This window comes from Pseudomonas sp. LBUM1647 (genome assembly GCF_059716175.1).
In genome coordinates this window covers 2326079-2348632 of the sequence record NZ_CP166809.1, presented here as the reverse complement: position 1 = coordinate 2348632, position 22554 = coordinate 2326079, and the positions used below count along the sequence as shown (strand labels likewise).

At 58.6% G+C, this 22554-nt stretch carries 24 protein-coding genes; 14 read left to right on the top strand and 10 right to left on the bottom strand.

What is annotated here, in order from left to right:
• Positions 1-54: 54 nt before the first annotated feature.
• On the bottom strand, positions 55-705 hold the full coding sequence (locus ACA059_RS10705) for a GNAT family N-acetyltransferase (RefSeq protein ID WP_046047485.1): 651 nt from the start codon (positions 703-705) through the stop codon (positions 55-57).
• Between the two features lie 295 nt (positions 706-1000).
• Between ACA059_RS10705 and xthA the strand changes: the two genes are divergently transcribed.
• Both xthA and ACA059_RS10695 read left to right on the top strand, forming a co-directional pair.
• The gene (xthA, locus tag ACA059_RS10700; RefSeq protein WP_497633754.1) at positions 1001-1813 is read left to right on the top strand and encodes an exodeoxyribonuclease III; all 813 of its coding nucleotides are present in this window, start codon (positions 1001-1003) and stop codon (positions 1811-1813) included.
• Positions 1814-1979: 166 nt separating this feature from the next.
• A complete protein-coding gene (locus ACA059_RS10695) occupies positions 1980-3320 on the top strand; it encodes a substrate-binding domain-containing protein (RefSeq protein WP_497633753.1) in 1341 nt (446 codons plus the stop codon).
• A gap of 264 nt (positions 3321-3584) precedes the next feature.
• Here ACA059_RS10695 and ACA059_RS10690 read toward each other — a convergent pair whose 3' ends face one another.
• Both ACA059_RS10690 and ACA059_RS10685 read right to left on the bottom strand, forming a co-directional pair.
• The gene (locus ACA059_RS10690; RefSeq protein WP_497633752.1) at positions 3585-4103 is read right to left on the bottom strand and encodes an ankyrin repeat domain-containing protein; all 519 of its coding nucleotides are present in this window, start codon (positions 4101-4103) and stop codon (positions 3585-3587) included.
• A 111-nt stretch (positions 4104-4214) separates the two neighbouring features.
• The gene (locus tag ACA059_RS10685; protein ID WP_497633751.1) at positions 4215-6053 is read right to left on the bottom strand and encodes a long-chain-acyl-CoA synthetase; all 1839 of its coding nucleotides are present in this window, start codon (positions 6051-6053) and stop codon (positions 4215-4217) included.
• Positions 6054-6397: 344 nt separating this feature from the next.
• On the opposite strand from ACA059_RS10685, the gene ACA059_RS10680 reads away from it, so the two are divergent.
• On the top strand, positions 6398-6676 hold the full coding sequence (locus tag ACA059_RS10680; RefSeq protein ID WP_497633750.1) for a DUF3509 domain-containing protein: 279 nt from the start codon (positions 6398-6400) through the stop codon (positions 6674-6676).
• A gap of 189 nt (positions 6677-6865) precedes the next feature.
• Here ACA059_RS10680 and mtnC read toward each other — a convergent pair whose 3' ends face one another.
• Genes mtnC through aroC form a run of 5 tightly spaced genes read right to left on the bottom strand, consistent with a single transcriptional unit; the run spans position 6866 to position 11015 of the window.
• Positions 6866-7549, bottom strand: a complete 684-nt coding sequence (mtnC, locus tag ACA059_RS10675; protein WP_497633749.1) for an acireductone synthase — start codon at positions 7547-7549, stop codon at positions 6866-6868.
• A 4-nt stretch (positions 7550-7553) separates the two neighbouring features.
• Positions 7554-8099 carry a 1,2-dihydroxy-3-keto-5-methylthiopentene dioxygenase gene (locus tag ACA059_RS10670; RefSeq protein ID WP_497633748.1) on the bottom strand — a complete coding sequence of 182 codons (546 nt, stop codon included), beginning with the start codon at positions 8097-8099 and terminating at the stop codon, positions 7554-7556.
• A 20-nt stretch (positions 8100-8119) separates the two neighbouring features.
• Positions 8120-8746, bottom strand: a complete 627-nt coding sequence (locus tag ACA059_RS10665) for a methylthioribulose 1-phosphate dehydratase (protein WP_497633747.1) — start codon at positions 8744-8746, stop codon at positions 8120-8122.
• Positions 8743-9894 (bottom strand): MFS transporter, encoded by a 1152-nt coding sequence (locus ACA059_RS10660; protein WP_497633746.1) that lies wholly within the window; start codon positions 9892-9894, stop codon positions 8743-8745. The genes ACA059_RS10665 and ACA059_RS10660 overlap by 4 nt, the downstream gene beginning before the upstream one ends.
• A gap of 29 nt (positions 9895-9923) precedes the next feature.
• Positions 9924-11015, bottom strand: a complete 1092-nt coding sequence (gene aroC, locus ACA059_RS10655; protein ID WP_497633745.1) for a chorismate synthase — start codon at positions 11013-11015, stop codon at positions 9924-9926.
• A gap of 83 nt (positions 11016-11098) precedes the next feature.
• Between aroC and ACA059_RS10650 the strand changes: the two genes are divergently transcribed.
• Both ACA059_RS10650 and ACA059_RS10645 read left to right on the top strand, forming a co-directional pair.
• Entirely contained in the window at positions 11099-12097 is a 999-nt protein-coding gene (locus ACA059_RS10650; RefSeq protein WP_497633744.1) for an alpha/beta hydrolase, read from the top strand.
• Positions 12098-12227: 130 nt separating this feature from the next.
• A complete protein-coding gene (locus ACA059_RS10645; RefSeq protein ID WP_497633743.1) occupies positions 12228-13019 on the top strand; it encodes a hypothetical protein in 792 nt (263 codons plus the stop codon).
• 114 nt (positions 13020-13133) lie between these two features.
• Here ACA059_RS10645 and prmB read toward each other — a convergent pair whose 3' ends face one another.
• Positions 13134-14042 (bottom strand): 50S ribosomal protein L3 N(5)-glutamine methyltransferase, encoded by a 909-nt coding sequence (gene prmB / locus ACA059_RS10640; protein WP_497633742.1) that lies wholly within the window; start codon positions 14040-14042, stop codon positions 13134-13136.
• A 238-nt stretch (positions 14043-14280) separates the two neighbouring features.
• Between prmB and ACA059_RS10635 the strand changes: the two genes are divergently transcribed.
• The 7 genes from ACA059_RS10635 to ACA059_RS10605 all read left to right on the top strand — a co-directional run bounded on the left by ACA059_RS10635 (position 14281) and on the right by ACA059_RS10605 (position 19124).
• Complete coding sequence (locus ACA059_RS10635; RefSeq protein ID WP_497633741.1) at positions 14281-14871, top strand: cysteine hydrolase family protein; 591 nt, start codon at positions 14281-14283, stop codon at positions 14869-14871.
• 131 nt (positions 14872-15002) lie between these two features.
• Positions 15003-15323 (top strand): hypothetical protein, encoded by a 321-nt coding sequence (locus tag ACA059_RS10630; protein ID WP_497633740.1) that lies wholly within the window; start codon positions 15003-15005, stop codon positions 15321-15323.
• A gap of 75 nt (positions 15324-15398) precedes the next feature.
• Positions 15399-15956 carry a Smr/MutS family protein gene (locus tag ACA059_RS10625; protein ID WP_497633739.1) on the top strand — a complete coding sequence of 186 codons (558 nt, stop codon included), beginning with the start codon at positions 15399-15401 and terminating at the stop codon, positions 15954-15956.
• 69 nt (positions 15957-16025) lie between these two features.
• Positions 16026-16760, top strand: a complete 735-nt coding sequence (locus ACA059_RS10620; RefSeq protein WP_497633738.1) for an XRE family transcriptional regulator — start codon at positions 16026-16028, stop codon at positions 16758-16760.
• Between the two features lie 313 nt (positions 16761-17073).
• The gene (locus tag ACA059_RS10615; protein WP_497633737.1) at positions 17074-17748 is read left to right on the top strand and encodes a polysaccharide lyase family 7 protein; all 675 of its coding nucleotides are present in this window, start codon (positions 17074-17076) and stop codon (positions 17746-17748) included.
• 358 nt (positions 17749-18106) lie between these two features.
• Positions 18107-18652, top strand: a complete 546-nt coding sequence (gene folE, locus ACA059_RS10610) for a GTP cyclohydrolase I FolE (RefSeq protein WP_462005733.1) — start codon at positions 18107-18109, stop codon at positions 18650-18652.
• A gap of 100 nt (positions 18653-18752) precedes the next feature.
• Positions 18753-19124, top strand: coding sequence for a glutathione S-transferase N-terminal domain-containing protein (locus ACA059_RS10605; RefSeq protein WP_497633736.1), 372 nt, complete (start codon positions 18753-18755; stop codon positions 19122-19124).
• A 78-nt stretch (positions 19125-19202) separates the two neighbouring features.
• Here the strand turns inward: ACA059_RS10605 and ACA059_RS10600 are convergent, their stop codons facing one another.
• A complete protein-coding gene (locus tag ACA059_RS10600; RefSeq protein WP_497633735.1) occupies positions 19203-20369 on the bottom strand; it encodes an aminotransferase-like domain-containing protein in 1167 nt (388 codons plus the stop codon).
• Positions 20370-20450: 81 nt separating this feature from the next.
• On the opposite strand from ACA059_RS10600, the gene ACA059_RS10595 reads away from it, so the two are divergent.
• Both ACA059_RS10595 and ACA059_RS10590 read left to right on the top strand, forming a co-directional pair.
• Positions 20451-20897 (top strand): MarR family winged helix-turn-helix transcriptional regulator, encoded by a 447-nt coding sequence (locus ACA059_RS10595; protein WP_497633734.1) that lies wholly within the window; start codon positions 20451-20453, stop codon positions 20895-20897.
• Positions 20898-21152: 255 nt separating this feature from the next.
• Positions 21153-22502 (top strand): NCS2 family permease, encoded by a 1350-nt coding sequence (locus tag ACA059_RS10590; protein WP_497633733.1) that lies wholly within the window; start codon positions 21153-21155, stop codon positions 22500-22502.
• Positions 22503-22554 lie beyond the last annotated feature (52 nt).

Here is a 22554-nt window from a genome sequence, read left to right as displayed (position 1 = left end):
CTATCACGAGCTTGGGAGCGTGATAGAGCCTGGTGTGCGGTGAAAGTTCTACCTTTATGCCGTTGCTGTTTGTAACACCTGCGGATTGGCGTGGAAAAAGACGTGCTCGCGAATCGGTCCTACGGCGACCTCACCGATTTCCTCATAGCCCTGACGCTTATAGAACTCCAGATAACGAGGATTCCCGGTATCGAGGATTACGCCCTCGGAGTGCTCATCCACCGCGCACCAGTTGTGCACCGCTTGCAGCAATTGTTCACCAAAGTGCTTGCCCTGGAATTGCGGATGAACCCCCAGCAACGGCAGCAGGTGCACCGAGTCGGACGGCACGCAAGCCATCACGGCATCGTGATACTCGAGATAGCGACGGGTACAGCGAAACCCGGTACTGAGCACCATGCGCAGACGCCAGGCCCAACTCTCTGTGATGCCAAGGCGACGTTGCGGCGGCGCGATCAGCGCGATGCCGATCAACCGGTCGTTGACCAGCAGGCCGATGGCCGGCAAGTCCTGAAGAAAGTGTTGTTTGACCAGTTCGCGCACGGTGGCCCGGACCCGCTGTTCATAACCGGGACGCTCCGCTTCGAACAGGTAGCCGAACGTCGGCTCATGCCGGTAAGCCTGGTACAACAGCGAACGTGCTTCGCGGGAATAGCCGCTGTCGAGCATGTGAATATCGGCGATGACGGTCGAGGTTTCGGGCATAACGGTATTTCTCCCCGGGGCACAGCTCAAATGACTGCGCTCTTCTGGTTACGAGCCTATAGCGCTGGCACAGTTCCTTTCTGATCCGAATCAGTGTTGCTGCTTAAGCCGTCTTCGCGAGCAGGCTCGCTCCCACAGGTATAGACCAGACTCCTAACCTGTGGGAGCGAGCCTGCTCGCGAAGAGGCCCGCACTGCCAATATAGATCTGATAGAACACAGTGAATCCCCTCACCCCACACTGGCCCCATTCCTACATGTCAGCTAGCATCGCCCTTTTGCCAGGACTGCCGACCATGAAGATCGTCTCCTTCAACATCAACGGGCTGCGCGCTCGCCCCCATCAGCTGGCGGCGCTGATCGAAAAGCATCAGCCAGATGTGATCGGACTGCAGGAAACCAAGGTTCACGACGACCAATTCCCGCTGGCGGAGGTTCAGGCGCTGGGCTATCACGTGTATTTCCACGGTCAAAAAGGTCATTACGGCGTGGCCCTGCTTTCGCGTCAGGAACCTATCGCGCTGCACAAAGGTTTCGCCACCGATGAAGAAGACGCTCAGCGCCGCTTCATCTGGGGCACGTTCGCCGACGCCAATGGCGTGCCGGTGACCATCATGAACGGCTATTTCCCACAGGGCGAAAGCCGCGATCACCCGACCAAGTTCCCAGCCAAGGAACGCTTTTACAGCGATCTGCAGCAATTGCTGGAAAGCCAGTTCCGCAACGATCAGCCGGTGGTGGTGATGGGCGACGTGAACATTTCCCCGGAAGACTGCGACATCGGTATCGGCCCGGACAACATGAAACGCTGGCTGAAAACCGGTAAATGCAGCTTCCTGCCGGAAGAACGCGAGTGGATGGCCCGTTTGAAGAACTGGGGCCTGGTGGACAGCTTCCGTCACTTGAACCCCGAGGTGGCCGACCGTTTCAGCTGGTTCGACTACCGTAGCCGCGGTTTTGAGGATGAGCCCAAGCGTGGGCTGCGGATTGACTTGATCATGGCGTCCCATGGGTTGTTGCCACGGGTGAAGGATGCGGGTGTGGATTACGAATTGCGTGGAATGGAAAAGCCGTCGGATCATGCGCCGATCTGGCTTGAGCTGAGCTAAAAGCAAAAGATCGCAGCGTTCCGCAGCTCCTACAATGGGTCGGCGTACACCCTGTAGGAGCTGCGGAAGGCTCGGGCCGCGTTCGGACGATCTTTTGATCTGTCATCTTTCAGAAACCTTACTGACTTATTCTCCCGGCACTTCCTTTGGCTTATAAGGTGCTGGCATGACGCTGCGCGTGTTGTTCCTGTTGATGCTGTGCGCCTGGCTGCCGCTGACGGCGTCGGCTGGCGCGTTGCCGACGCCCGAGTCTGCCCCGGTGCTGCGCATCCAGGGTTCCAACACCATTGGCGCGGCATTGGGCCCGGCGCTGGTTGAGGGATTGATGCGCGAACAGGGCCTGCTCAAGATTCACAGCGAAGCCCCGGACAAAGCCAACGAACTGCGCGTCATCGGCGAAACCGTTCAAGGCCGCCGGGTCGCGGTGGACGTCGCGGCCCACGGTTCCAGCACCGGTTTCACCGCCCTGAAAACTGCTACCGCCGACCTCGCCGCCTCCTCGCGCCCGATCAAGGACAGCGAACGGGCAGACCTTGCACGCTTGGGCGACTTTAAAAGCGCCGGCGCCGAGCAGGTCATCGCCATCGATGGCCTGGCGATCATCCTTCATCCGCAAAATCCGTTGAGTGAACTGAACACCGAACAACTGGCGCGAATCTTCAGCGGCGAGGCAAAAACCTGGGAAGAGCTCGGCGGCAGCGGTGGGACGATTCATCTCTATGCGCGGGATGACCAATCGGGCACCTACGACACGTTCAAGGAATTGGTCCTCAGCCGTCGTGGGAAAACGCTGAGCAGCGCTGCGAAACGTTTCGAATCCAGCGAGCAATTGTCCGACGCAGTCAGCCTCGACCCGCAAGGTATCGGCTTCATCGGCCTGCCTTACGTGCGTCAGGCCAAAGCCGTGGCGATTGCCGATGGCCAATCCCAAGCCATGTTGCCGCTCAACAGCCTGATTGCCACGGAAGACTATCCGCTGTCCCGTCGGCTGTTCTTTTACCTGCCGCCCAATGGGAAAAATCCCTGGGCCGAAGCACTGGTGGCGTTCGCCCAAAGCAGCAAGGGTCAGGCGATTGTCGCGGCCAATGGTTTTATCGCCCAGACCGTCCAGGCCATGACCGTCACACCGAACGCGCTGATGCCCGAGGGTTATCAGGCGCTCAGCCGTCACGCCCAGCGACTGACCGTGAATTTCCGTTTCGAAGAAGGCAGTGCGACGCTGGACAACAAGGCCCGGCAGGACCTGTCGCGGGTACTCGACTATATAAAGCAACGTGACAAGACCAATCGGCAGGTGACGCTGGTGGGGTTTGGCGACGCCAAAAGTGATCCGGCGCGGGCCGATCTGCTGTCGAAACTGCGCGCCATGGCGGTGCGGCGGGAACTGGTGAAAAGCGGTGTGGTGTTTCGCGAGATTCGTGGTTTTGGCGCCGAGATGCCAGTGGCCGCCAATAGCGCGGATGAGGGGCGAATCAAGAATCGGCGGGTTGAGGTTTGGGTGTATTGAGACCCGCCTGATTCAGGCCGACCACACTGTGGTCAGTGGATTTACCAGTGTGCAGGGCGATTATCTGTGGCAGGGGATTTATCTGTGGCGAGGGGATTTATCCCCGTTGGGTGGCGTAGCCACCCCATCCCAGTCACCTATTCTTCTCAGGAAGAGCGCGTTAACCGGATTGACGACTGCTTCGCAGCCGAACGGGGTGGTGCGGCATTCCGATAAATCCCCTCGCCACAGGTTTTTCGTTTGTCTCAAGTATTCCTTGAGCCGTTAGCCGAGCAATTTCTCAAGCTGCGCCGTGGTGTCCACCGCGCCCATGGTCTTGGCCGCATCCAGCGCAGAGACGCCATTGGCGTCCTTGGCTTGCGGGTCGGCGCCCTTGCTGATCAGGTAGTCGACGATTTCCACGCGATTGAACATCGCCGCCATCATCAGCGCAGTGCGACCGTCGAAGGACGAACCTTCCACCTGCGCGCCGCCTTCAACCAGTGCCTTGACCACCGCCAGGTCACCTTTGAACGCCGCGCCGGCAATCGGGCTCTGGCCGTTGTCGTTGCGGATTTCCGGGTCGGCCTTGTGTTCGAGCAGGACTTTTACCGTCTCCACATGACCGTGGTAAGCAGCCAGCATCAGCAAGGTGTCGCCCTTATGGTTACGCAGGTTCGGCGGCAGGCCCTTGGTCAACAGCGCAGCCATCATGGCCGCATCGCCCTCGCGCGCTTTGTTGAATACCTGTTCGGCAAATTCAGCGGCTTCTTCGGGGGACATCTGGCGGCTTTGGTCTGACATTGGGGACTCCACGTTCTGTTATTCGCAAAGCCGACAGTTTCCCGAGCAGCCCCGAGGCTGTCACTTCTTTTTTCTCATGGAAGGCCATAGCCACATTCAATAGCGCTGCATTCAATAACGAAAAGCGCCGCCGTGAATATCCGCCAGCAACTGCGGAGTGACCTGCACGTAAGTCTGGGTCCCCGGCAGCCAGGCGTAGATCGGATCATCGCCGGTTTTGCCGGGGTCGAAGGCTTCGTCCTTGAGGCGGGTCTTCTGGTATTTGAACGTGCCGGTGGTCTCCATTTTCACCTTCACCCGCAGGAACAACGGCACCGCATAGGCGGGCATTTGCTCACGGGCGAAAGCCAGCAGTTCGCTGAAGTCCAGGGTCGCCAGGGACTCGGCTGGCGTAATCGCCACCATCCCCGCACGCCCGTTGGTGTTGCGGATTTCCACGCCATAGGCAACGGCTTCGGAAATATTCGGGTGTTGCAGAAGGATGTTCTCGACCTCGGTGGTCGAGACGTTTTCACCCTTCCAGCGGAAGGTATCACCCAAACGGTCAACAAACTGCGCATGACCGAAACCGATGTTGCGCAGCAGGTCACCGGTATTGAAGTAACGGTCACCCTTCTCGAACACGTCGTGCAGCACAACCTTTTCGGTCTTCTGCGGATCGGTGTAGCCGTCGAGCGGCGCCTTGTCGTCGATCTTCGCCAGCAACAGCCCCTGCTCGCCTTTGGCGACTTTGCGCATGAAGCCCTTGGCATCCCGAATTGGCGCACCGCTGTCGTGGTCGTACGCCGCCAACTCCCATGACATCAGGGAAAAACCGACGGTGTTATCAAAGTTGAGGATGTTAGTGAAGCCGATGTTGCCGTCGCTGGCGGCGTACAGCTCGCAGATGTGATTCACCGCAAAACGTGTCTTGAACTCGCCCCACGCGCCGGGGCGCAGGCCATTGCCGATCATCTTCGTCACGCGGTGCTTGCTGTCGTCGGCGCTGGGCGGTTGATCCACCAGGTAGCGGCACAATTCACCGACGTAACCGAGGGTAGTCGCGCGGTACTTGCGCACATCGTTCCAGAATTGACTGGCGCTGAACTTGCGGCGAATGGCAAAACCCGAGGCGCCACTGATCGCCGAACCCCAGCACACGCACAGCCCGGTGGCGTGATAGAGCGGCAAGGTGCAATAGACGACATCCTCCGGGCGCATATCCAAGGCGATCAGCCCGAAACTTGCGGAGCTGCGCATCCAGCGGCCGTGCTTGAACACCCCGGCCTTGGGCAAGCCGGTGGTCCCTGAGGTGTAGATATAGAAACAAGGGTCGTCGAAAAAAACCTGCTGACTGCTGGCGGGGTTGGCGCTGGAGATGTCGGCACTGGCGGTCATCAGGTTGATGAACCCGTCGGGCGCAATGCCCGGATGGCTGAAGGTGTCTCGATCAGCGACGAACCAGGTGCGCGCCGCCTCGATCGACACCCGTTCACGAACCGCCGAAAACGCCGGCACCAGCTCTTCTCCGACAATGATCGCCGCGGGTGCCACCAGGTTCAGGCTGTGAGCCAGGGTATCGCGAGTCTGCGAAGTATTGAGCAAGGCACTGATCGCGCCGACCTTGGCCACCGCCAGAATCGTCACCAACAGTTCCGGGCGATTCTCGATAAAGATCGCCACCCCATCGCCCTTTCGGATGCCTTGGGCAATCAGATGATGGGCAATGCGATTGGCCCATTGGTTGACCTGAGCATACGTCAGCGCCACCTCGCCCTGCAGCAATGCCGGGCCATCGGGATTGCGCAACGTCGCTTGCTCGAAGCTCCAGCCCAGGCCGCACGGTTGGGTCGGGTCCTTGACGTTGGCGGCTTTCATGCCCTTCACCACGCGAGGAATGGCTTTGGCAATGGAAGGCAGCTTGCGGAGCATCATGCCCCAGGTAATCGTGTCGTGCGGCGTGCGGCTCATGGTGGCTCCCGGTCGATCTTTTTATTGTTCGGGCGGCGTTGATTGAGGCCGAAAATACGTCAGCGGTTCCTGAGCTGTACACGCGGTTTTTGAAATGATTTGTATCCACGTCTGCGGCATTCGAAATCGTGAGCTTGCGCCGGGCAATTGGTTCCATCGAATCGATGTCGACCACGCAAAATGCAGGATGCACGATGGCCATTCATGCAGATTGCACGAAAGTGCAAAAGCACTGAAAAACTAACTAATTGATATATAAGGATTTTTAAAAAATAAGGTGCTGGCACAATCACTGCAACTACCTCTGCATGCTTGCCATTCAAGAGCTAACGGAGCTGATAGCCATGAGCCTGATCCAAGAAAAATTTTCGTCCCTGTTCTCCAACTTCGAAGTGAACACCCAGCCACGTCCGGACGGCGGCATTCTGCTGACCTTGAGCAGCACCGACGGCAAAGTCTTCAAACGCTCGATTTCCTACCAGCAATTGCATGCGGGAGATCAGCTGTCCTGGGTGATCAGTGCCATTCGCCGTGACATCGCCGAACAGGCCAGCGAACTGCCGCAGATTTCCATGCTGCAAAGCCAGCAGCGCTTTGCCCTGCCGACGTATCACTCGGTTTAAACCGTTCCGATGCTGTAAACAAACAGGCCGTGAGAGCTTTCGCTTCACGGCCTGAGTTGTTTCTGGAATCACGCAATCCCCTGTGGGAGCGAGCTTGCTCGCGATAGCGGTGGATCAGTTAACAGAAATGTCGCCTGGCACACCGCTATCGCGAGCAAGCTCGCTCCCACAGGGTTTGTGTATCGATGCTTAGAACGTGGCAGGATCGATCCGCGCAAAACTGTCGACGGTCACATGCCCTGCCAACTCCCCACCCTCTCGGGCCAGCCCGCACGTAGCCATTCCCGCTGTGCGCGCCGCGTCCAGTTCCTCGACGATGTCGGACAGAAACAGGATCTGCGAAGCGTCCAGGCCAATGGCCTGGGTAATGCGCTCGTAGGACTTCGCTTCACGCTTGGGCCCCGAGGTGGTGTCGAAATAGCCACTGAACAGTGGTGACAGATCACCCGCTTCCGAGCAACCAAAGATCAGCTTTTGAGCCTGGATCGAACCGGACGAATAAACAAACAGTTTGAAGCCTTCCTGATGCCAGCGTTTGAGCGCTTCAACGGCGTCCGGGTAAACGTGGCCTTTCAACTCTCCGGCCTGATAACCCTGTTCCCAGACCATGCCTTGCAACGCTTTCAGCGGCGTGGCTTTGCGGTCTTCGGCGATCCAGCCCAGAAGGATCTTGATGACCCGCTCGACGTCGGCGTTCGGTTCATTAGTATCCCGGCGAACAGCGTCCAGTTGCTCGGCAACATCCGAACGCGCGGCGTTCTGGCGAACAAAATCCGGCAAGTGTCTGGCGGCGTAGGGAAACAGCACGTCGAACACAAAACTCACCGCGCTGGTGGTGCCTTCGATGTCGGTGAGAATCGCTTTGATCGGCATCGCCTCAGTCCTCAAGACGCGGGAAGCGACTGGCGATGTCTTCGCCGGTGAAATTAGCCACCCAGCCTTCAGGGTTGTTGAACAGACGGATCGCGACGAAATGCGGATGCTCGCCCATGTCGAACCAGTGCGGGGTGCCGGCCGGTACTGAGATCAGGTCGTTCTTCTCACAAAGCACCGCGTAGACGTAATCGTCGATGTGCAGGGTGAACAAGCCACGGCCGGCGACGAAAAATCGTACTTCGTCTTCGCCATGGCGATGTTCGTCGAGAAACTTGGCGCGCAATTCGGCTTTTTGTGGGTGATCGCTGTTCAGGCTGATGACGTCGACGGTGATGTAACCGCGTTCGGTCATCAGTTTGTCGATCTGCTCCTGATACGCGGCGATCACTTCTTCCTGACTGGCGCCGGGCTGGATTTTCGCCGTGGCTTGCCAACGGTCGAAGCGCACGCCTTGTTCGCCCAGGGTCGAGGCGATGTCTTCGAAATGCGTCAGCACCTTGTTAGGCAAGTCAGGGCTTGAGACGTGGTAAACGGACAGGCTGCTCATCAGGGCAACTCCTTAACGGTTCATGCTTTATGGTTCGAGAGCGAGCGCGTCTTCAACTCGCACTCGAACAAAAATTCAAAGGCCTCGATCTGCCGCAGTGCATCGCTCATGCGCGCGCCCCAGGTGTAGAGACCGTGGCCGCGGATCAGGTAGCCGACGCAATCGGGATGGGCGTCGAGCCAAGGCTGCACCTTGGCGGCGAGGCGCGCAATGTCTTGATCATTGTCGAAAATCGGCACACGTACCCGGGATTCGTGGGTCGACACACCGCTGAAGGCTTTTTGCAGTTCGTAGTCTTCGAACTCGACGAAGTCTTGCGGCGTCAGGCGCGACAGCACCGTGGCGTTCACCGAATGCGTGTGCAGCACCGCGCCGATCTCCGGGCGCCAGTTGTAGAGCTGGGTGTGCAGCAGGGTTTCGGCGGACGGCTTTTTGCCCGGTTCCAGGCTATTGCCGGACAGGTCGGTGGCCAGCACATCGTCGAGGCCGAGTTGGCCTTTGTGCTTGCCGGACACCGTCAGCAGCGCTTGCATCGGCGACAGGCGCGTCGAGTAGTTGCTGCTGGTGGCCGGCGACCAGCCGCGGCCATACAGAAAACGCCCGGCATCGATGATTTCCTGGGCGAGGTGCTCACGGGTGAGGCTCATGGCCGGTCCTCTTGCATACGTGTCGCAATGATAACGGCAGCCGCCAGGGCTGCGAGACTGGCAATACTAAAGGTCAATGTGGCGCCGAGGGCATTCCAGCTATAGCCGGAATACAACGCGCCCAGTGCGCCGCCGGTGCCGGCCAGTGCGGCGTATAACGCCTGGCCCTGACCTTGTTGGCGCGCGCCGAAGCTACGTTGCACGAACTGGATGGCAGCCGCGTGAAAGCTGCCGAATGTCGCCGCGTGCAGCACCTGGGCAAACAACAGCACCCAAAGGAACTCAGCGAACGAACCGAGCAACAACCAACGCAACGCCGCCAGCAGAAAACTCGCCAGCAACACCCGACGCACGGAGAAGCGCGCGAGGATTTTGCTCATGGCCAGAAACATCAAGACTTCGGCGACCACGCCGACGGCCCAGAGCATACCAATCAACCCACGGCTGTAACCGAGGCGCTCAAGGTGCAAGGTCAAAAAGGTGTAATACGGACCGTGGCTCAATTGCATCAGCGCTACGCAACCGTAAAACGCCAACACCCCGGGACTGCGCAACTGCTTGAGAAAACCGTCCCCCGCCGGTCGTTCACCCTGAACCGGTTGAGCGTTGGGCACCCACAGGCTGCTGACGACAATGCCGGCCATGATCAGCACCAGCGCCACAGGATAAATGTCGAGGCTGAGCCATTCGAACAATCGGCCAAGGGCGACCACGGTGATGATGAAACCGATGGAACCCCACAACCGAATCTGACTGTAACGGTTGGTCTGGCCCTTCAAGTGCGCCAACGTGATCACTTCGAACTGCGGCAACACCGCGTGCCAGAAGAACGCATGCAAGGCCATGACCATCGCCAGCCAGGCGTAGGTCTTGCTGACGAAAATCAGCGAGAACGTCAGTAGCGTGCAGACTGCACCGAAGCGCACGATGGCCAGGCGTCGGCCGGTGTAATCCCCGAGCCAGCCCCAGATGTTCGGCGCCACGCAGCGCATCAGCATCGGGATCGCCACCAGCTCGCCGATGCGCGCGCTGGAAAAGCCCAGGTGATCGAAGTACAGCGCCAGAAACGGCGCCGTCGAACCGAGCAAGGCGAAATAGAACAAATAGAAACTGGAGAGCCGCCAGTACGGGAGCGCCGCCACAGCCATCAAACCGCAGCGGCTATGAGGCCAGCCATTTAAAGCTGACCCAGCACCGGCGTGCTCACGCGCACGTCCAGGTTCTGCCCACGGTGACGCAACAGGTGATCCATCAGCACGATGGCCATCATCGCTTCGGCGATCGGTGTGGCGCGGATGCCGACGCACGGGTCGTGGCGACCCTTGGTGACGACTTCCACCGGGTTGCCATGGATGTCGATGGAACGACCCGGCGTGGTGATGCTCGAGGTTGGCTTGAGCGCCAGGTGCGCGACGATCGGCTGACCCGACGAAATGCCACCTAAAATGCCGCCCGCGTTGTTGCTGAGGAAACCTTGCGGGGTCATTTCATCGCGGTGCTTGGTGCCGCGTTGGGCAACGCTGGCGAAACCGGCGCCGATTTCTACGCCTTTGACCGCATTGATGCTCATCAGCGCATGGGCCAGTTCGGCGTCAAGGCGGTCAAAGATCGGCTCGCCGAGGCCCGGCATCACACCTTCGGCTACGACGGTAATCTTCGCGCCAACCGAATCCTGGTCGCGACGCAATTGGTCCATATAGGCTTCCAGTTCCGGGACCTTGTCCGGATCAGGGCTGAAGAAAGCGTTCTCTTCCACCGAATCCCAAGTCTTGAACGGGATTTCGATCGGGCCGAGCTGGCTCATGTAGCCACGAATGACGATGCCCTGAGTGGCCAGGTATTTTTTCGCAATCGCACCGGCTGCCACGCGCATGGCCGTTTCACGGGCCGAGCTGCGACCGCCGCCACGGTAATCGCGCTCGCCATATTTGTGGTGATAGGTGTAGTCGGCGTGGGCCGGGCGGAACAGATCCTTGATCGCCGAGTAGTCCTTGGACTTCTGGTCGGTGTTGCGGATCAACAGGCCGATGGAGCAACCGGTGGTGCGTCCTTCGAATACGCCGGAGAGGATTTCGACTTCGTCGGCTTCCTGGCGCTGGGTGGTGTGGCGGCTGGTGCCGGGTTTGCGGCGATCCAGGTCACGCTGCAGATCCTCCAGAGAGATCTCCAGGCCCGGCGGGCAGCCGTCGACAATGGCGACCAACGCCGGACCATGGCTTTCGCCCGCGGTGGTGACAGTGAACAGCTTGCCGTAGGTATTGCCGGACATGCAGGACGCTCCGTGAATTCGAACCAAATACGTAATGCGCGCCAGTATACGCAGGCTACCCAACTAGTTCATCCTCGAACCTTATGGGTGCCTGCGAGTCCAACCGGCATCTTGTTCATGATGGCGTGATGATGCTGCGAGTTATAGCCTTGAGCCTTACCCTGTTTACCGGCTTTGTACAGGCCACTGTCCTGCAACGCCCGATCACGTTGGACACCGGCACCGGCGAGCTTTTCGGCTCGTTATTGCTGCCCAAGTCCGACACACCGGTACCGGTTGTCCTGATCATTTCCGGCTCCGGCCCTACGGATCGTGACGGAAACAACCCCGACGGCGGACGCAACGACAGCCTCAAGCGTCTCGCTTGGGTACTGGCCAAACACAACATCGCCAGCGTGCGTTATGACAAACGCGGCGTGGCGGCGAGCCTTGCGGCGACCCCGGATGAACGCAATCTGTCGGTTGACGCCTACGTGGCCGACGCCGAGGCTTGGGGCCAGAAGCTCAAAGCCGACCCGCGCTTTGGCCAACTGATCCTGCTGGGCCACAGCGAAGGCGCCTTGATCGCCAGCCTCGCGGCGCCGAGCCTGGATGCCGCCGCAGTCATTTCCATGTCCGGCAGCGCTCGGCCGATCGATCAGGTGCTGCGCCAGCAATTGAGCAATCGCCTGCCGCCACCGCTGATGCTGCGCAGCAATGAACTGCTCGACAGCCTCAAGGCCGGCCACACCGACGACAACGTGCCGCCGCAGTTGCAGGTGATTTTCCGCCCGAGCGTGCAGCCGTATCTGATTTCATTGTTCCGCCAAGACCCGGCGGCGGCGTTCGCCAAGCTGAAGATGCCGGCGCTGATCATCCAGGGCAGCAACGACATCCAGGTCGGCGTCGGTGACGCCAGGCTGTTGAAGGCCGCCAAACCGGACGCCGAGCTGGCGCTGATCGAAGGCATGAACCACGTGATGCGCATCGTGCCCAACGATGTAAAACGGCAATTGGCCTCTTACAAAGATCCGCAATTGCCACTGGCGGCCGAACTCGGCACGCGAATCCTCGGGTTTATTGACGGACTTCGCACCAGTTAAGCGGTGTTAGGGCGTGAAAACTGATTGAGAACGCCCCCTACCCCTCCAGTCCTGAAAAAAACGGCCGATAAGCCTTTGTCGCCAGCGCTATGACTGGCGGCAAGCAGAGCTTGGACAGGATCTCGCCGTTATGACTGATACCCAGACTTCACCCGACACCACTGTTGAAAAAGACGCACCACCAGTGGTCGAGCTGCCGTGGGCGGACGTCCACGCCGAGCACCACAAGATGCTCCGTCTGGCGCCATTGAAAACCGACCGCAACACCGGTGGACGGCCGCTGCGCTTTGTTGAGTTCGGTTACGCCGAACGCAACAACAAGGAACACAGCCTGATGCGCATGAGCATTTCGCTGCCCGGCCAGCGCGTGCGCAAGGAACAGAATCATCTGGACGTGTGGGTCGATCACGCCACCAAGCGCGTGCATTTCGGGCCTGACAGCGGTTTGCAGATCGAACCGATGAACCGTGGCATTGGCCGTTTCATGGCCGCTCAGGGCATTACCTGGGCGAAAAAGAGATGGCCCGGCTACACCGTCGACGGCACCGACCTGAACAACAAGGATGCGCTGAACGAAGACACTCGCCTGCGCCGCGATCACTTTTTGCGGATGCATGGTTTCGACGTGATCTACGCCGACGCCCAGCATTTGAAGGGCAGCGTCAAAGAAGTGCAGGTCGGCGACCTGTTGGGTGACTGGAGTACGGAAAAATTGCAGGTCGTGGAAATTCTTGAGGCAGCCCAGATGCTCCAGCAAGCCGAGCAAAATCTGGCCGAGCAGGAAGTCAAACTCAAGAAACACGAAGAAAAAGTCAGCAAGTACAAGCGCGAAGACGCCGGGTTGCGCTTTACCATTACCTGTCTGGTGGCGTTTGCGGTGTTTCAGGCAGGATTGTTGATCTGGATTGCTACACACCGATAACAGCTTTTTGTGGCGAGGGGATTCATCCCCGTTGGGCTGCGAAGCGGCCCCAAAAAGAGGGACTGCTGCGCAGTCCAACGGGGATGAATCCCCTCGCCACAGAAGCCAGTTCAGTCAGACGCGGGAAGCGAACAGCGCCTGATGATCACGGCACTGTTCCGCCGTCAGCATGAACACGCCATGCCCGCCGCGCTCGAAATCGAGCCAGGCGAAGTCGACTTCCGGGTACAGCGCCGAGACGTGAACCTGGCTGTTGCCCACTTCGACAATCAGCAAACCCTTCTCGGTCAGGTGATCCGCCGCTTCGGCAAGCATGCGACGCACCAGGTTCAAACCATCATCACCGCAGGCCAGGCCGAGCTCCGGTTCGTGCTGGTATTCGTCCGGCATGTCAGCGAAATCTTCCGCATCGACGTAAGGCGGGTTCGACACGATCAAGTCAAAACGCTGACCCGGCAAACCATCGAACCCGTCGCCCTGCACCGTGTACACCCGCTCATCGACGCCATGGCGCTCGATGTTCTGGTTGGCCACTTCCAGCGCTTCGAACGACAGATCGGCCAGCACCACTTCGGCGTTCTGGAACTCGTAGGCACAGGCGATACCGATGCAACCGGAACCGGTGCACAGGTCGAGAATGCGCGCTGGTTCGGCGCCCAGCCACGGTTCGAAACGCTTTTCGATCAGTTCGCCAATCGGCGAACGCGGGATCAATACGCGCTCATCAACAATGAACGACATGCCGCAGAACCACGCTTCCCCCAACAAGTACGCGGTAGGAACACGCTCTTCGATACGGCGTTTGAGCAGACGTTGCAGGTTGACCAGCTCGTCCTCTTCAAGATTGCAGTCGAGGTAGCTGTCGGCGATTTCCCACGGCAAGTGCAAGGCACCCAACACCAACTGACGCGCTTCGTCCCAGGCGTTATCGGTCCCATGGCCGAAAAATAGATCCTCCCCATGGAAGCGGCTGACGGCCCAACGGATATGGTCACGCAGGGTACGAAGTCGGGAAGTGATCACGGGGCAAACTCCAAAAAAAACGACTGGCGATTCTAACAGCCAAAACGCGTCTCGACGACGCGGGAAAACTACTGGGGCGAATGTAGGACTATTCTATTTTTTCGGCCGGCTATTGAACAAAACGGGCCTATTGACAAGGCTGCGAGCCAGCAAAGACGGCGCCTACGATGGTAGCGATTCACAGAAGCGCTCAGCCAGAGGACAATGTCGCAAAAGCCCCACCCGAAGGAGCCCCAGAATGTCCGTTCCAAAAACGATGTTTCAACTCAGCGGCCGCGGTTATGCAGCTGCCGTTCTGAGCCATGCGACCCTTGTCATCATCGATGCCCAGAAAGAATACCTCAGCGGCCCGTTGGCCTTGAGCGGCATGGATGCTGCCGTCGCGAACATCAAGCAACTGGTGGCCGCTGCCCGTGCAGCCGGCCGGCCGATCGTCCATGTCCGCCACCTCGGCACCGTCGGTGGGCTGTTCGATCCACAAGGTGAGCGCGGTGAGTTCATCCCGGGGCTGGAACCACAGGGCGACGAAACCATCATCGGTAAATTGCTACCGAGTGCGTTCCACGGCACCGAACTGCTGGACCGCCTGCAGAATCTCGGTTCGCTGGACCTGATCGTATGCGGTTTCATGAGCCACTCCAGCGTCAGCACCACGGTACGCGCCGCGAAGAACCTGGGCTTTCGTTGCACGCTGGTGGAAGACGCCTGCGCCACTCGTGACCTGCCTTACAAGGGCGGCGTATTGAGCGCAGACCACGTTCAGCAGACTGAAATGGCGATCATGGCGGACAACTTTGCCACCCTCGCGCTGACTCATGAACTGATCTGATCGACGCTCGATGAGCGGTCCATTCCGCCGCTCATCCGCAAAAGCCTATCATTTGCTGTAATTGTCTTAGCCTCAGGAACATCCCGGTCAACTCCCGGTCGAAGGGCCGATACCCATTGAGGAAGGTCGGAATGAAGTTATCCGATGGTTTTGACGCTCGCCGCTTGCGGCCCAAAGGCCAACGCAACTGGCGTTTTCGAATCGGCGCGGCATTTGCTGCCTTACTGTCGATGTCCGGTGTGTTGCTGGCGATGGCCGGTGCCGCCAGCCTGCTTGGTCACGCGCCCGCCCTGGGCGAGTTGAATACCAACCGGGTCGGTTCGGCAGTGATTCTGGCGATTGGCCTGTTCGTGCTGTACCTCGGCGTATGGCTCTGGCGTCGCTGCCGTCGCCGCTCACGGCAGTCGCAAGAGCTGAACATCTCCCCGCATTTGATGAAAAAGCACGACTGAGCCGAGCGTTGCGCGTTTTCTCGCGCCTCATTCGCCTCGAGTTGGGTAAACTGGCCGCCCTTCGCGGAGGCTGACATGCAAGACGACGATTTTTCCCTGTTCAAAAGCGCGATCCAAGGCGTCAAGCCGATCAAACACGATCGCGCCGAAACCGGTAAACCCAAAGCTGACCGCGCGCAAATCGCCAAGTTGCGTCAGGCCGCCACCGTGCGCACCGATGCCACCACCGTTGACGGGCTGTCCGATCAGTTCGTCATCGATGTTGGCCCGGAAGACGAGCTGATGTGGGCGCGTGACGGTGTTCAGGAAAGCCAGATACGCAAGCTCAAGATCGGACAGATTCCGTTCGAAGGCAGCCTCGACCTTCATGGCATGAACGTGGAAAAGGCTCGGGAAACCCTCTGGGCGTTTCTGGCCGAAGCGACCAAATTCGAAATCCGCTGCGTGCGCGTCACCCACGGCAAGGCTGTGCGTCTGGACGGCAAGCGGCCGATGATCAAAAGCCACGTCAACACCTGGCTGCGCCAACATTCACAAGTGCTCGGCTTCACCTCATGCCAAGCGAAACACGGCGGCGCCGGAGCGGTTTACGTGATGCTCAAACGGACCATGATGGAAGGTCGCGACGAGTAAAGCTGTCGCCTGGCAAATTATCGGGATAACGATTTGCAATGATATGGGAGCTCCCGTAATACTTCGCAGATGGAATTTAAAGAACGAATCAAAGCAGCCCGCCAATACGCCAAGCTCAATCAGACCGAGCTTGCCGCGCGCGCAGGCCTGACGCAAACCTCAATCTCCGACCTCGAGCGCGGGAAATCGAAGGCAACAGCCTTTGCTGCCCAGATCGCTTCAGTGTGTGGCGTTTCACCGATGTGGCTGGCTGAAGGTGTCGGTGACATGCTTAAAGGGGTGTCCGATGCTGTTCCGTTGAATCGCCCCCCTCCGAGCGCTTCAATGTCAGACATCCAGCCTTGGGACGACAGCACGCCCCTGGATGACGACGAGGTTTATGTCCCCTTCCTGCGTGAAGTTGAGCTGGCGGCCGGTTCAGGCCGTTTCGTGATCGCAGAAAACGATAGCGCCAGGCTGCGTTTCTTCAAGAAAGACCTGCGTCACAACAACGTGCAGTTCAACAACGCCAAGTGCGTGGTGGTGAGCGGAAACAGCATGCTCCCGGTACTGCGCGACGGCGCTACCGTTGGCATGAACGTCGGAGAGAACTCGCTGGGCGACATCGTCGACGGCGACATGTACGCGATCAATCACAACGGCCAGCTCCGCGTGAAACAGGTCTACCGACTGCCCAGTGGTATCCGCCTGCGCAGCTTCAACCGTGACGAGCATCCGGACGAGGACTACACCTTCGCCGAGATCCAGGAGCAGCAGCTTGCGATCCTGGGCCATATCTTTTGGTGGGCGATGTATTCACGGTGAACTGAGTTGCGGTGATTCGGGAGCGTCCAGTGCCATGACGTGCAATACGACAAATCGACGCCCATTCAAGAGAAGCCCGCCAAGCGCAGGCTTTTTTTGTATCTGGAATATAGCCACGGAATAAAATATGGGAATACCCATTGACACAAAATATGGGAATACCCATATTTGTATTCAAGCCAACGGGAAATCGATCGGAAGCTGCCAAGTATCACTTCTGCCCATTCACCGAGTGGGCAGTGGGATGTAGGCCTGCATCAAACGCAAGGCTCACCAGAGCAAAAAGCGACATCAATGGACTGAGGCAAAAACCATGACTGTAGACATCAGCAACTTCACCATCGCTACCCCGCTTCCAATCTCCGACACCAACCCGATTGCGCTTGAGCTCATCGGCTGGCGCGCACTGATCGAATGCCCCGACGTCATCTCAATGCTTGACGATGGTTCGCTGCAGATGACGGCGCCGACACTTGGAGCCTCGAGCAAGAGCACGCTACGAACCCGCTGCGAGTGGAAAGAGCCAGGTTACTGGCTGTTCTCCAGCGCAGCGGACCACTGGAACCGACAAGAAATGCGGCTGACGAAGGTCAACTCGCTGCAGAAAGTCGTGATCGGCCAGATCCATGTGAAGGATTCAGAGCGACCTCCGGTAAAGGTGTTCTGGAACAAAGGAAAAATCACCATGGGGTTCCGAACCAGTTACCTCCAGGACGATCCGGTCAACTCGACGATTTTGGAGAACGTGCCGCTCGGTGCACTTTTCAAAATCAACATTCACGCCAATTCGAGCGGCGCCGTCTCTGTATCGGCTAGCTGTAACGGCGTCAAATCCACTTCCGCGATCATGCGCCTCGACAACACCTGGGATACGAAAACACTCGCCTTCCACGGTGGCGTGTACAATCAGGTCGATTACTCCGACACCACCGACCCGCAAGACGGTTCTGCCTGCGTCATCAGCGATCTGTCGATCACTCACGCCTGATACGACCTGCTCGGCCTGATGAGCAAAACAGGCTTCAGGGAAGCATCACTGCTGCACCTTGGCGACAGGGTGTAGCGGAATGCGCAAACCCGAAATGACCGATTTGGGGATTCGCGCCCGCCGGCAATACAACTGCCGGCACACATACGCTACCATGTGCCCCATGTCGGGGATGAACCCCGCGTTTATTGCCACTCAGCTCGGTCATAGCGTTCAGATATTGCTATCGACCTACACCCGATGGATCAACGCCAGCACCGACTGGGGTGGCTCGGGAAGATTGAAAAGAGCTTGATTGGTACACAATTGGTACAGACAGAAACAGTACCCCTCTGAAACCCGTATGGAATCAGCCTCTGTGACACTGGAACAGAATTACTCCGCGATTCTCGGCCAATTGGGCGAGGACGTCTCCCGCGAGGGCCTGCTCGACACGCCAAAACGTGCCGCCAAAGCCATGCAGTACCTCTGCCGCGGTTATGAACAGACACTGGAAGAGGTCACCAACGGTGCCTTGTTCAGCTCCGACAACAGCGAAATGGTGCTGGTGAAGGACATCGAGCTCTACTCGTTGTGCGAACACCACCTGCTGCCGTTTATCGGCAAGGCTCACGTCGCCTACATCCCGAGCGGCAAGGTATTGGGCCTGTCGAAAGTCGCGCGGATCGTCGATATGTACGCCCGCCGCCTGCAGATCCAGGAAAACCTCAGCCGCCAGATCGCCGATGCGGTCCAGCAAGTCACCGGCGCCCTGGGCGTTGCGGTGGTGATCGAGGCCAAGCACATGTGCATGATGATGCGCGGTGTGGAGAAACAGAATTCGTCGATGATCACTTCGGTGATGCTGGGTGAGTTCCGCGAAAACGCCGCCACTCGCAGCGAGTTTCTCAGCCTGATCAAGTAATTCGCAGCACGAAGAAAGCCGGCATTCATCGCCGGTTTTTTTTCGCCCGCGAAAATCAGGTAAGCTGCGCGCCTTCGTTTGCCCCTGTGAGGCTTATACCGTGTTCGTAAAAGCGCTTCGTGTCGGCCTTGGCCAACTGATCATTTTCATCGACCTCATCACCCGTCCGGGCAAAAAACAGCGCCCTGCCGAGGTTCAGGCTCAGGTCAACACGGCCGCCAAGGACCTGACCCTTTATCAGTTCCACGCCTGCCCGTTCTGCGTGAAAACCCGCCGCACCCTGCGCCGCTTAAACGTGCCGGTGGCGTTGCGCGACGCGAAGAACAACGAACAGGATCGCCAGGCCCTGCTGGAACAGGGCGGCAAGATCAAGGTGCCGTGCCTGCGCATCGAAGAGAATGGCCAGACGACCTGGATGTATGAGTCCAAGGTGATCATCGATTATCTGGACAAGCGGTTTGCCGCAGCCTGAAGCACAACAGCTTTCGGACAAAAATAAACCGGCCCATTGGCCGGTTTATTTGTTTTTGCACCCTTCGCACCAGCAGCCTCAAGCTGCTTTTGCCGCCTGGGCCTGACGCAGCACCGCTGCCAGCCGCTTGAGCCCTTCGTCCAGCCGTGCCGGGTCGATGTGGCTGAAGTTCAGACGCAAATGCCCCGGATTGTTGTCCGGTTCAGGGAAGAACGGTTCGCCCGGCATAAACGCCACATCCGCTGCCAGTGCAGCCTTGAGCAACGTACGCGTGTCCAGCGGCTGCTTGAGAGTCAACCAGAAAAACAGCCCGCCCTGCGGCACGTTCCAGTCCGCCAAATCCGCAAAATGCGTTTTCAGGGCTGACTGGAACGCGTCCCGACGAACCCGGTAGAAGTCCCGCAGTTCGCTCAAGTGATGCTGGAATTTGTCGGTGCCGATCCACTGCAGCGCTTGCCACTGGCCCACACGATTGGTGTGCAGGTCGGCCGATTGCTTGAGTTTCAGCAAGTGCGGAAAGAGATCCGCACTGGCGATCAGATAACCGACTCGCAGTCCGGGCAGCAAGGTTTTCGACACGGTGCCGGTATAGATCCAACTGGCCTTTTTCAAGCGACTGACAATTGGCGTGGCGCTACCACCGTCGAAGGTCAGCTCGCGGTAAGGCTCGTCTTCGATCAAGGTCACTCCGAACTCATCCAGCAAGGCTGCCACAGCATCGCGCTTGGCTTCGCTGTAGCGCACGGCCGAAGGATTCTGAAAAGTCGGGATCAGGTAGATGAAGGCGGGTTTGTGTTTCTCCAGTCGAGTTCGAAGTTGCGCCAGGTTCGGGCCGTCAGCCTCCATCGGGACAGTGATGCAGTCGGCGCCGAACAGCTGAAAAATCTGCAAGGCTGCCAGATAAGTCGGCGCTTCGAGCAAAATCTCGGTGCCGTTGTCGATGTACAGCTTGGCCGCCAGATCGAGGGTTTGCTGGGAACCGCTGACCACCAACACCTGACTCGCCTCGCAGGGTACGCCCAGCGCCCGCGCCTCTGCTGCCAGCGCTTCACGCAGCGCTGGCTCACCTTCGCTCATGCCATATTGGCCCATGGACAGCGGCATGTCGGCCCACTCGACTTTTGGCAGCATGGCTTCGGCCGGCAAGCCACCGGCGAACGACATCACTTCCGGGCGCTGGGCGGCGGCGAGGATTTCACGGATCAAAGAACTTTTAAGGCGCGAGACACGTTCGGAAAATGCCATGGGGTCACCGGTAGCGAGGCCTGAGGAAAATGAGTCAAACTTGTTGACCGAAACTACGGCAGACCGAACGGATACGTCAATATGCTTGACCTTAAAAACCCCGCTACTCAGCAACAGGCGATGGAAGCGTTTTTCTTCGGTTACCAGGCGTTCACCGCGAAAGCCGACGAAATGCTCGAGCGTCGTGGCTTGAGCCGGGTGCATCAACGCATTGTGTTTTTCATCGCGCGCTACCCGAACCTGAGCGTCAAGGAGCTGCTGGCGTTGCTCGGGGTGACGAAGCAGGCGCTGAACATTCCGCTGCGTCAATTGGTGGAAATGCATCTGGTGAACAGTGTCGCGTCCGAGACCGACAAGCGTAAGCGGCTGCTGGAGCTGACCGACGATGGCGCGCGTTTCGAGCAGTCATTGCGGCGTGAGCAGGTGAAATTGCTGGACCGGGTGTTTGCCGAGGCAGGGGAAGCGGCGGTGGATGGGTGGTTGGTGGTGAACATGGCTTTAGGAAAAAACCAAGTGAATGCTGACTGAGCGTCTGCCTGTTGCATTTGCCGTAACTGATCTTGCTCGCGATGACGTCTTAACAGGCGATATATCCCTATTGCCAAACTTTTCGTCTACAAAATCAAAAACATTATTTGCTTTATTTGTATACAAAAGCATAATCCACTTCGTGCGAGTTCCTGACCAAGCGGTCAACAAATTCGCAAGTGCCTCAAAGGGCCGCTGCCACCCTCATGGGTCCGGCCCTGGAAATAACAATAAAACTCTTGAGGAGTATTCGCTGTGGAAAGCCGCAAATCCGAAGCCCCGACGCTGGAACTCTCGCCGCCATTACGCAATGGCTGGCTGGAGCGCATCTTCAAACTCAGCTTGCATGGCACCACGGTGAAGACCGAGTTGATTGCCGGTCTGACAACCTTCATCACCATGGCCTACATCATCTTCGTCAACCCCAACATCATGGCCGACGCCGGGATCGATCACGGTGCCGCGTTCGTCGCCACCTGCATCGCCGCCGCGCTGGGTTGCCTGTTGATGGGTCTGTACGCCAATTGGCCGGTCGGCCTGGCGCCGGGCATGGGCCTCAACGCCTTCTTCACTTACACCGTGGTCGGCACCATGGGTTACAACTGGGAAACCGCCCTTGGCGCGGTATTTGTTTCCGGTGTGTTGTTCATGTTTCTAACTTTTTCCCGGATCCGCGAATGGCTGCTCAATAGCATCCCGGTGAGTTTGCGCTTTGCCATGGGTGCCGGTGTGGGCTTGTTTCTGGGGCTGATCGGCTTGAAAACCGCGGGCATCGTGGTCGACAGCCCGGCCACCCTGATCAAGCTCGGCTCCCTGCGCGAACCTGGCCCGCTGCTGGCCGCCATCTGCTTCCTGATGATCGCCGTACTCAGCTACCACAAAGTGTTCGGCGCGATCCTCATCAGCATCATCACCGTCACCCTGGCAGGTTGGGGGCTGGGCCTGGTGCACTACGAGGGCATCATGTCCGCCCCGCCGAGCCTGGCACCGACCTGGATGGCCATGGACATCGCCGGCGTGTTCAACGTCAGCATGATCAGCGTGGTGCTGGCCTTCCTCTTCGTGCACATGTTCGACACCGCCGGCACCTTGATGGGCGTCGCCCAGCGCGCCGGCCTGGTGAACGCGGATGGCAAGATCGAAAACCTCTCCCGCGCCCTTAAAGCCGACAGTGCTTCCAGCGTATTCGGTGCGATGGTCGGTGTTCCGCCGGTCACCAGCTACGTGGAAAGTGCCGCGGGTGTAGCCGCTGGTGGTCGGACTGGTCTTACCGCCGTGACCGTAGGTGTGCTATTTATTGCGGCAATGTTTTTCGCACCGCTGGCTGGCATGATCCCCGCTTACGCAACCGCCGGTGCGCTGATTTATGTGGCGATGCTGATGATGGGCGGCATGGCGCACATTGAATGGGACGAAGCGACCGACAGCATTCCGGCGATCGTTACCGCGATCATGATGCCCCTCACCTTCTCGGTCGCCGACGGCATCGCGCTGGGCTTTATCACTTACGTGGTATTGAAAGCCTGTACCGGTAAGCACAAGGAAATTTCCATCAGTTTGTGGGTGCTCTGCGCGATCTTCATCGCCAAGTTCATTTTCTTGTAAGCCGTCTACGTTTCAAAAACAGTGTTTCAAAACAGCCTCACCCCGTCGGGTG

What these genes read in the sequence shown, in the direction of transcription:
- ACA059_RS10660 (WP_497633746.1), bottom strand. Translation starts at nt 9,894, where the DNA reads ATGGCTGTGGCGGCGCTCCCGTACTGGCGGCTCTCCAGTTTCTATTTG.
- ACA059_RS10645 (WP_497633743.1), top strand. Translation starts at nt 12,228, where the DNA reads ATGACTGATACCCAGACTTCACCCGACACCACTGTTGAAAAAGACGCA.
- ACA059_RS10650 (WP_497633744.1), top strand. Translation starts at nt 11,099, where the DNA reads ATGGGTGCCTGCGAGTCCAACCGGCATCTTGTTCATGATGGCGTGATG.
- aroC (WP_497633745.1), bottom strand. Translation starts at nt 11,015, where the DNA reads ATGTCCGGCAATACCTACGGCAAGCTGTTCACTGTCACCACCGCGGGC.
- ACA059_RS10695 (WP_497633753.1), top strand. Translation starts at nt 1,980, where the DNA reads ATGACGCTGCGCGTGTTGTTCCTGTTGATGCTGTGCGCCTGGCTGCCG.
- ACA059_RS10620 (WP_497633738.1), top strand. Translation starts at nt 16,026, where the DNA reads ATGGAATTTAAAGAACGAATCAAAGCAGCCCGCCAATACGCCAAGCTC.
- mtnC (WP_497633749.1), bottom strand. Translation starts at nt 7,549, where the DNA reads ATGCCGATCAAAGCGATTCTCACCGACATCGAAGGCACCACCAGCGCG.
- ACA059_RS10615 (WP_497633737.1), top strand. Translation starts at nt 17,074, where the DNA reads ATGACTGTAGACATCAGCAACTTCACCATCGCTACCCCGCTTCCAATC.
- ACA059_RS10685 (WP_497633751.1), bottom strand. Translation starts at nt 6,053, where the DNA reads ATGAGCCGCACGCCGCACGACACGATTACCTGGGGCATGATGCTCCGC.
- ACA059_RS10600 (WP_497633735.1), bottom strand. Translation starts at nt 20,369, where the DNA reads ATGGCATTTTCCGAACGTGTCTCGCGCCTTAAAAGTTCTTTGATCCGT.
- ACA059_RS10630 (WP_497633740.1), top strand. Translation starts at nt 15,003, where the DNA reads ATGAAGTTATCCGATGGTTTTGACGCTCGCCGCTTGCGGCCCAAAGGC.
- xthA (WP_497633754.1), top strand. Translation starts at nt 1,001, where the DNA reads ATGAAGATCGTCTCCTTCAACATCAACGGGCTGCGCGCTCGCCCCCAT.
- ACA059_RS10665 (WP_497633747.1), bottom strand. Translation starts at nt 8,746, where the DNA reads ATGAGCCTCACCCGTGAGCACCTCGCCCAGGAAATCATCGATGCCGGG.
- ACA059_RS10635 (WP_497633741.1), top strand. Translation starts at nt 14,281, where the DNA reads ATGTCCGTTCCAAAAACGATGTTTCAACTCAGCGGCCGCGGTTATGCA.
- ACA059_RS10690 (WP_497633752.1), bottom strand. Translation starts at nt 4,103, where the DNA reads ATGTCAGACCAAAGCCGCCAGATGTCCCCCGAAGAAGCCGCTGAATTT.
- ACA059_RS10625 (WP_497633739.1), top strand. Translation starts at nt 15,399, where the DNA reads ATGCAAGACGACGATTTTTCCCTGTTCAAAAGCGCGATCCAAGGCGTC.
- ACA059_RS10595 (WP_497633734.1), top strand. Translation starts at nt 20,451, where the DNA reads ATGCTTGACCTTAAAAACCCCGCTACTCAGCAACAGGCGATGGAAGCG.
- ACA059_RS10705 (WP_046047485.1), bottom strand. Translation starts at nt 705, where the DNA reads ATGCCCGAAACCTCGACCGTCATCGCCGATATTCACATGCTCGACAGC.
- ACA059_RS10680 (WP_497633750.1), top strand. Translation starts at nt 6,398, where the DNA reads ATGAGCCTGATCCAAGAAAAATTTTCGTCCCTGTTCTCCAACTTCGAA.
- ACA059_RS10670 (WP_497633748.1), bottom strand. Translation starts at nt 8,099, where the DNA reads ATGAGCAGCCTGTCCGTTTACCACGTCTCAAGCCCTGACTTGCCTAAC.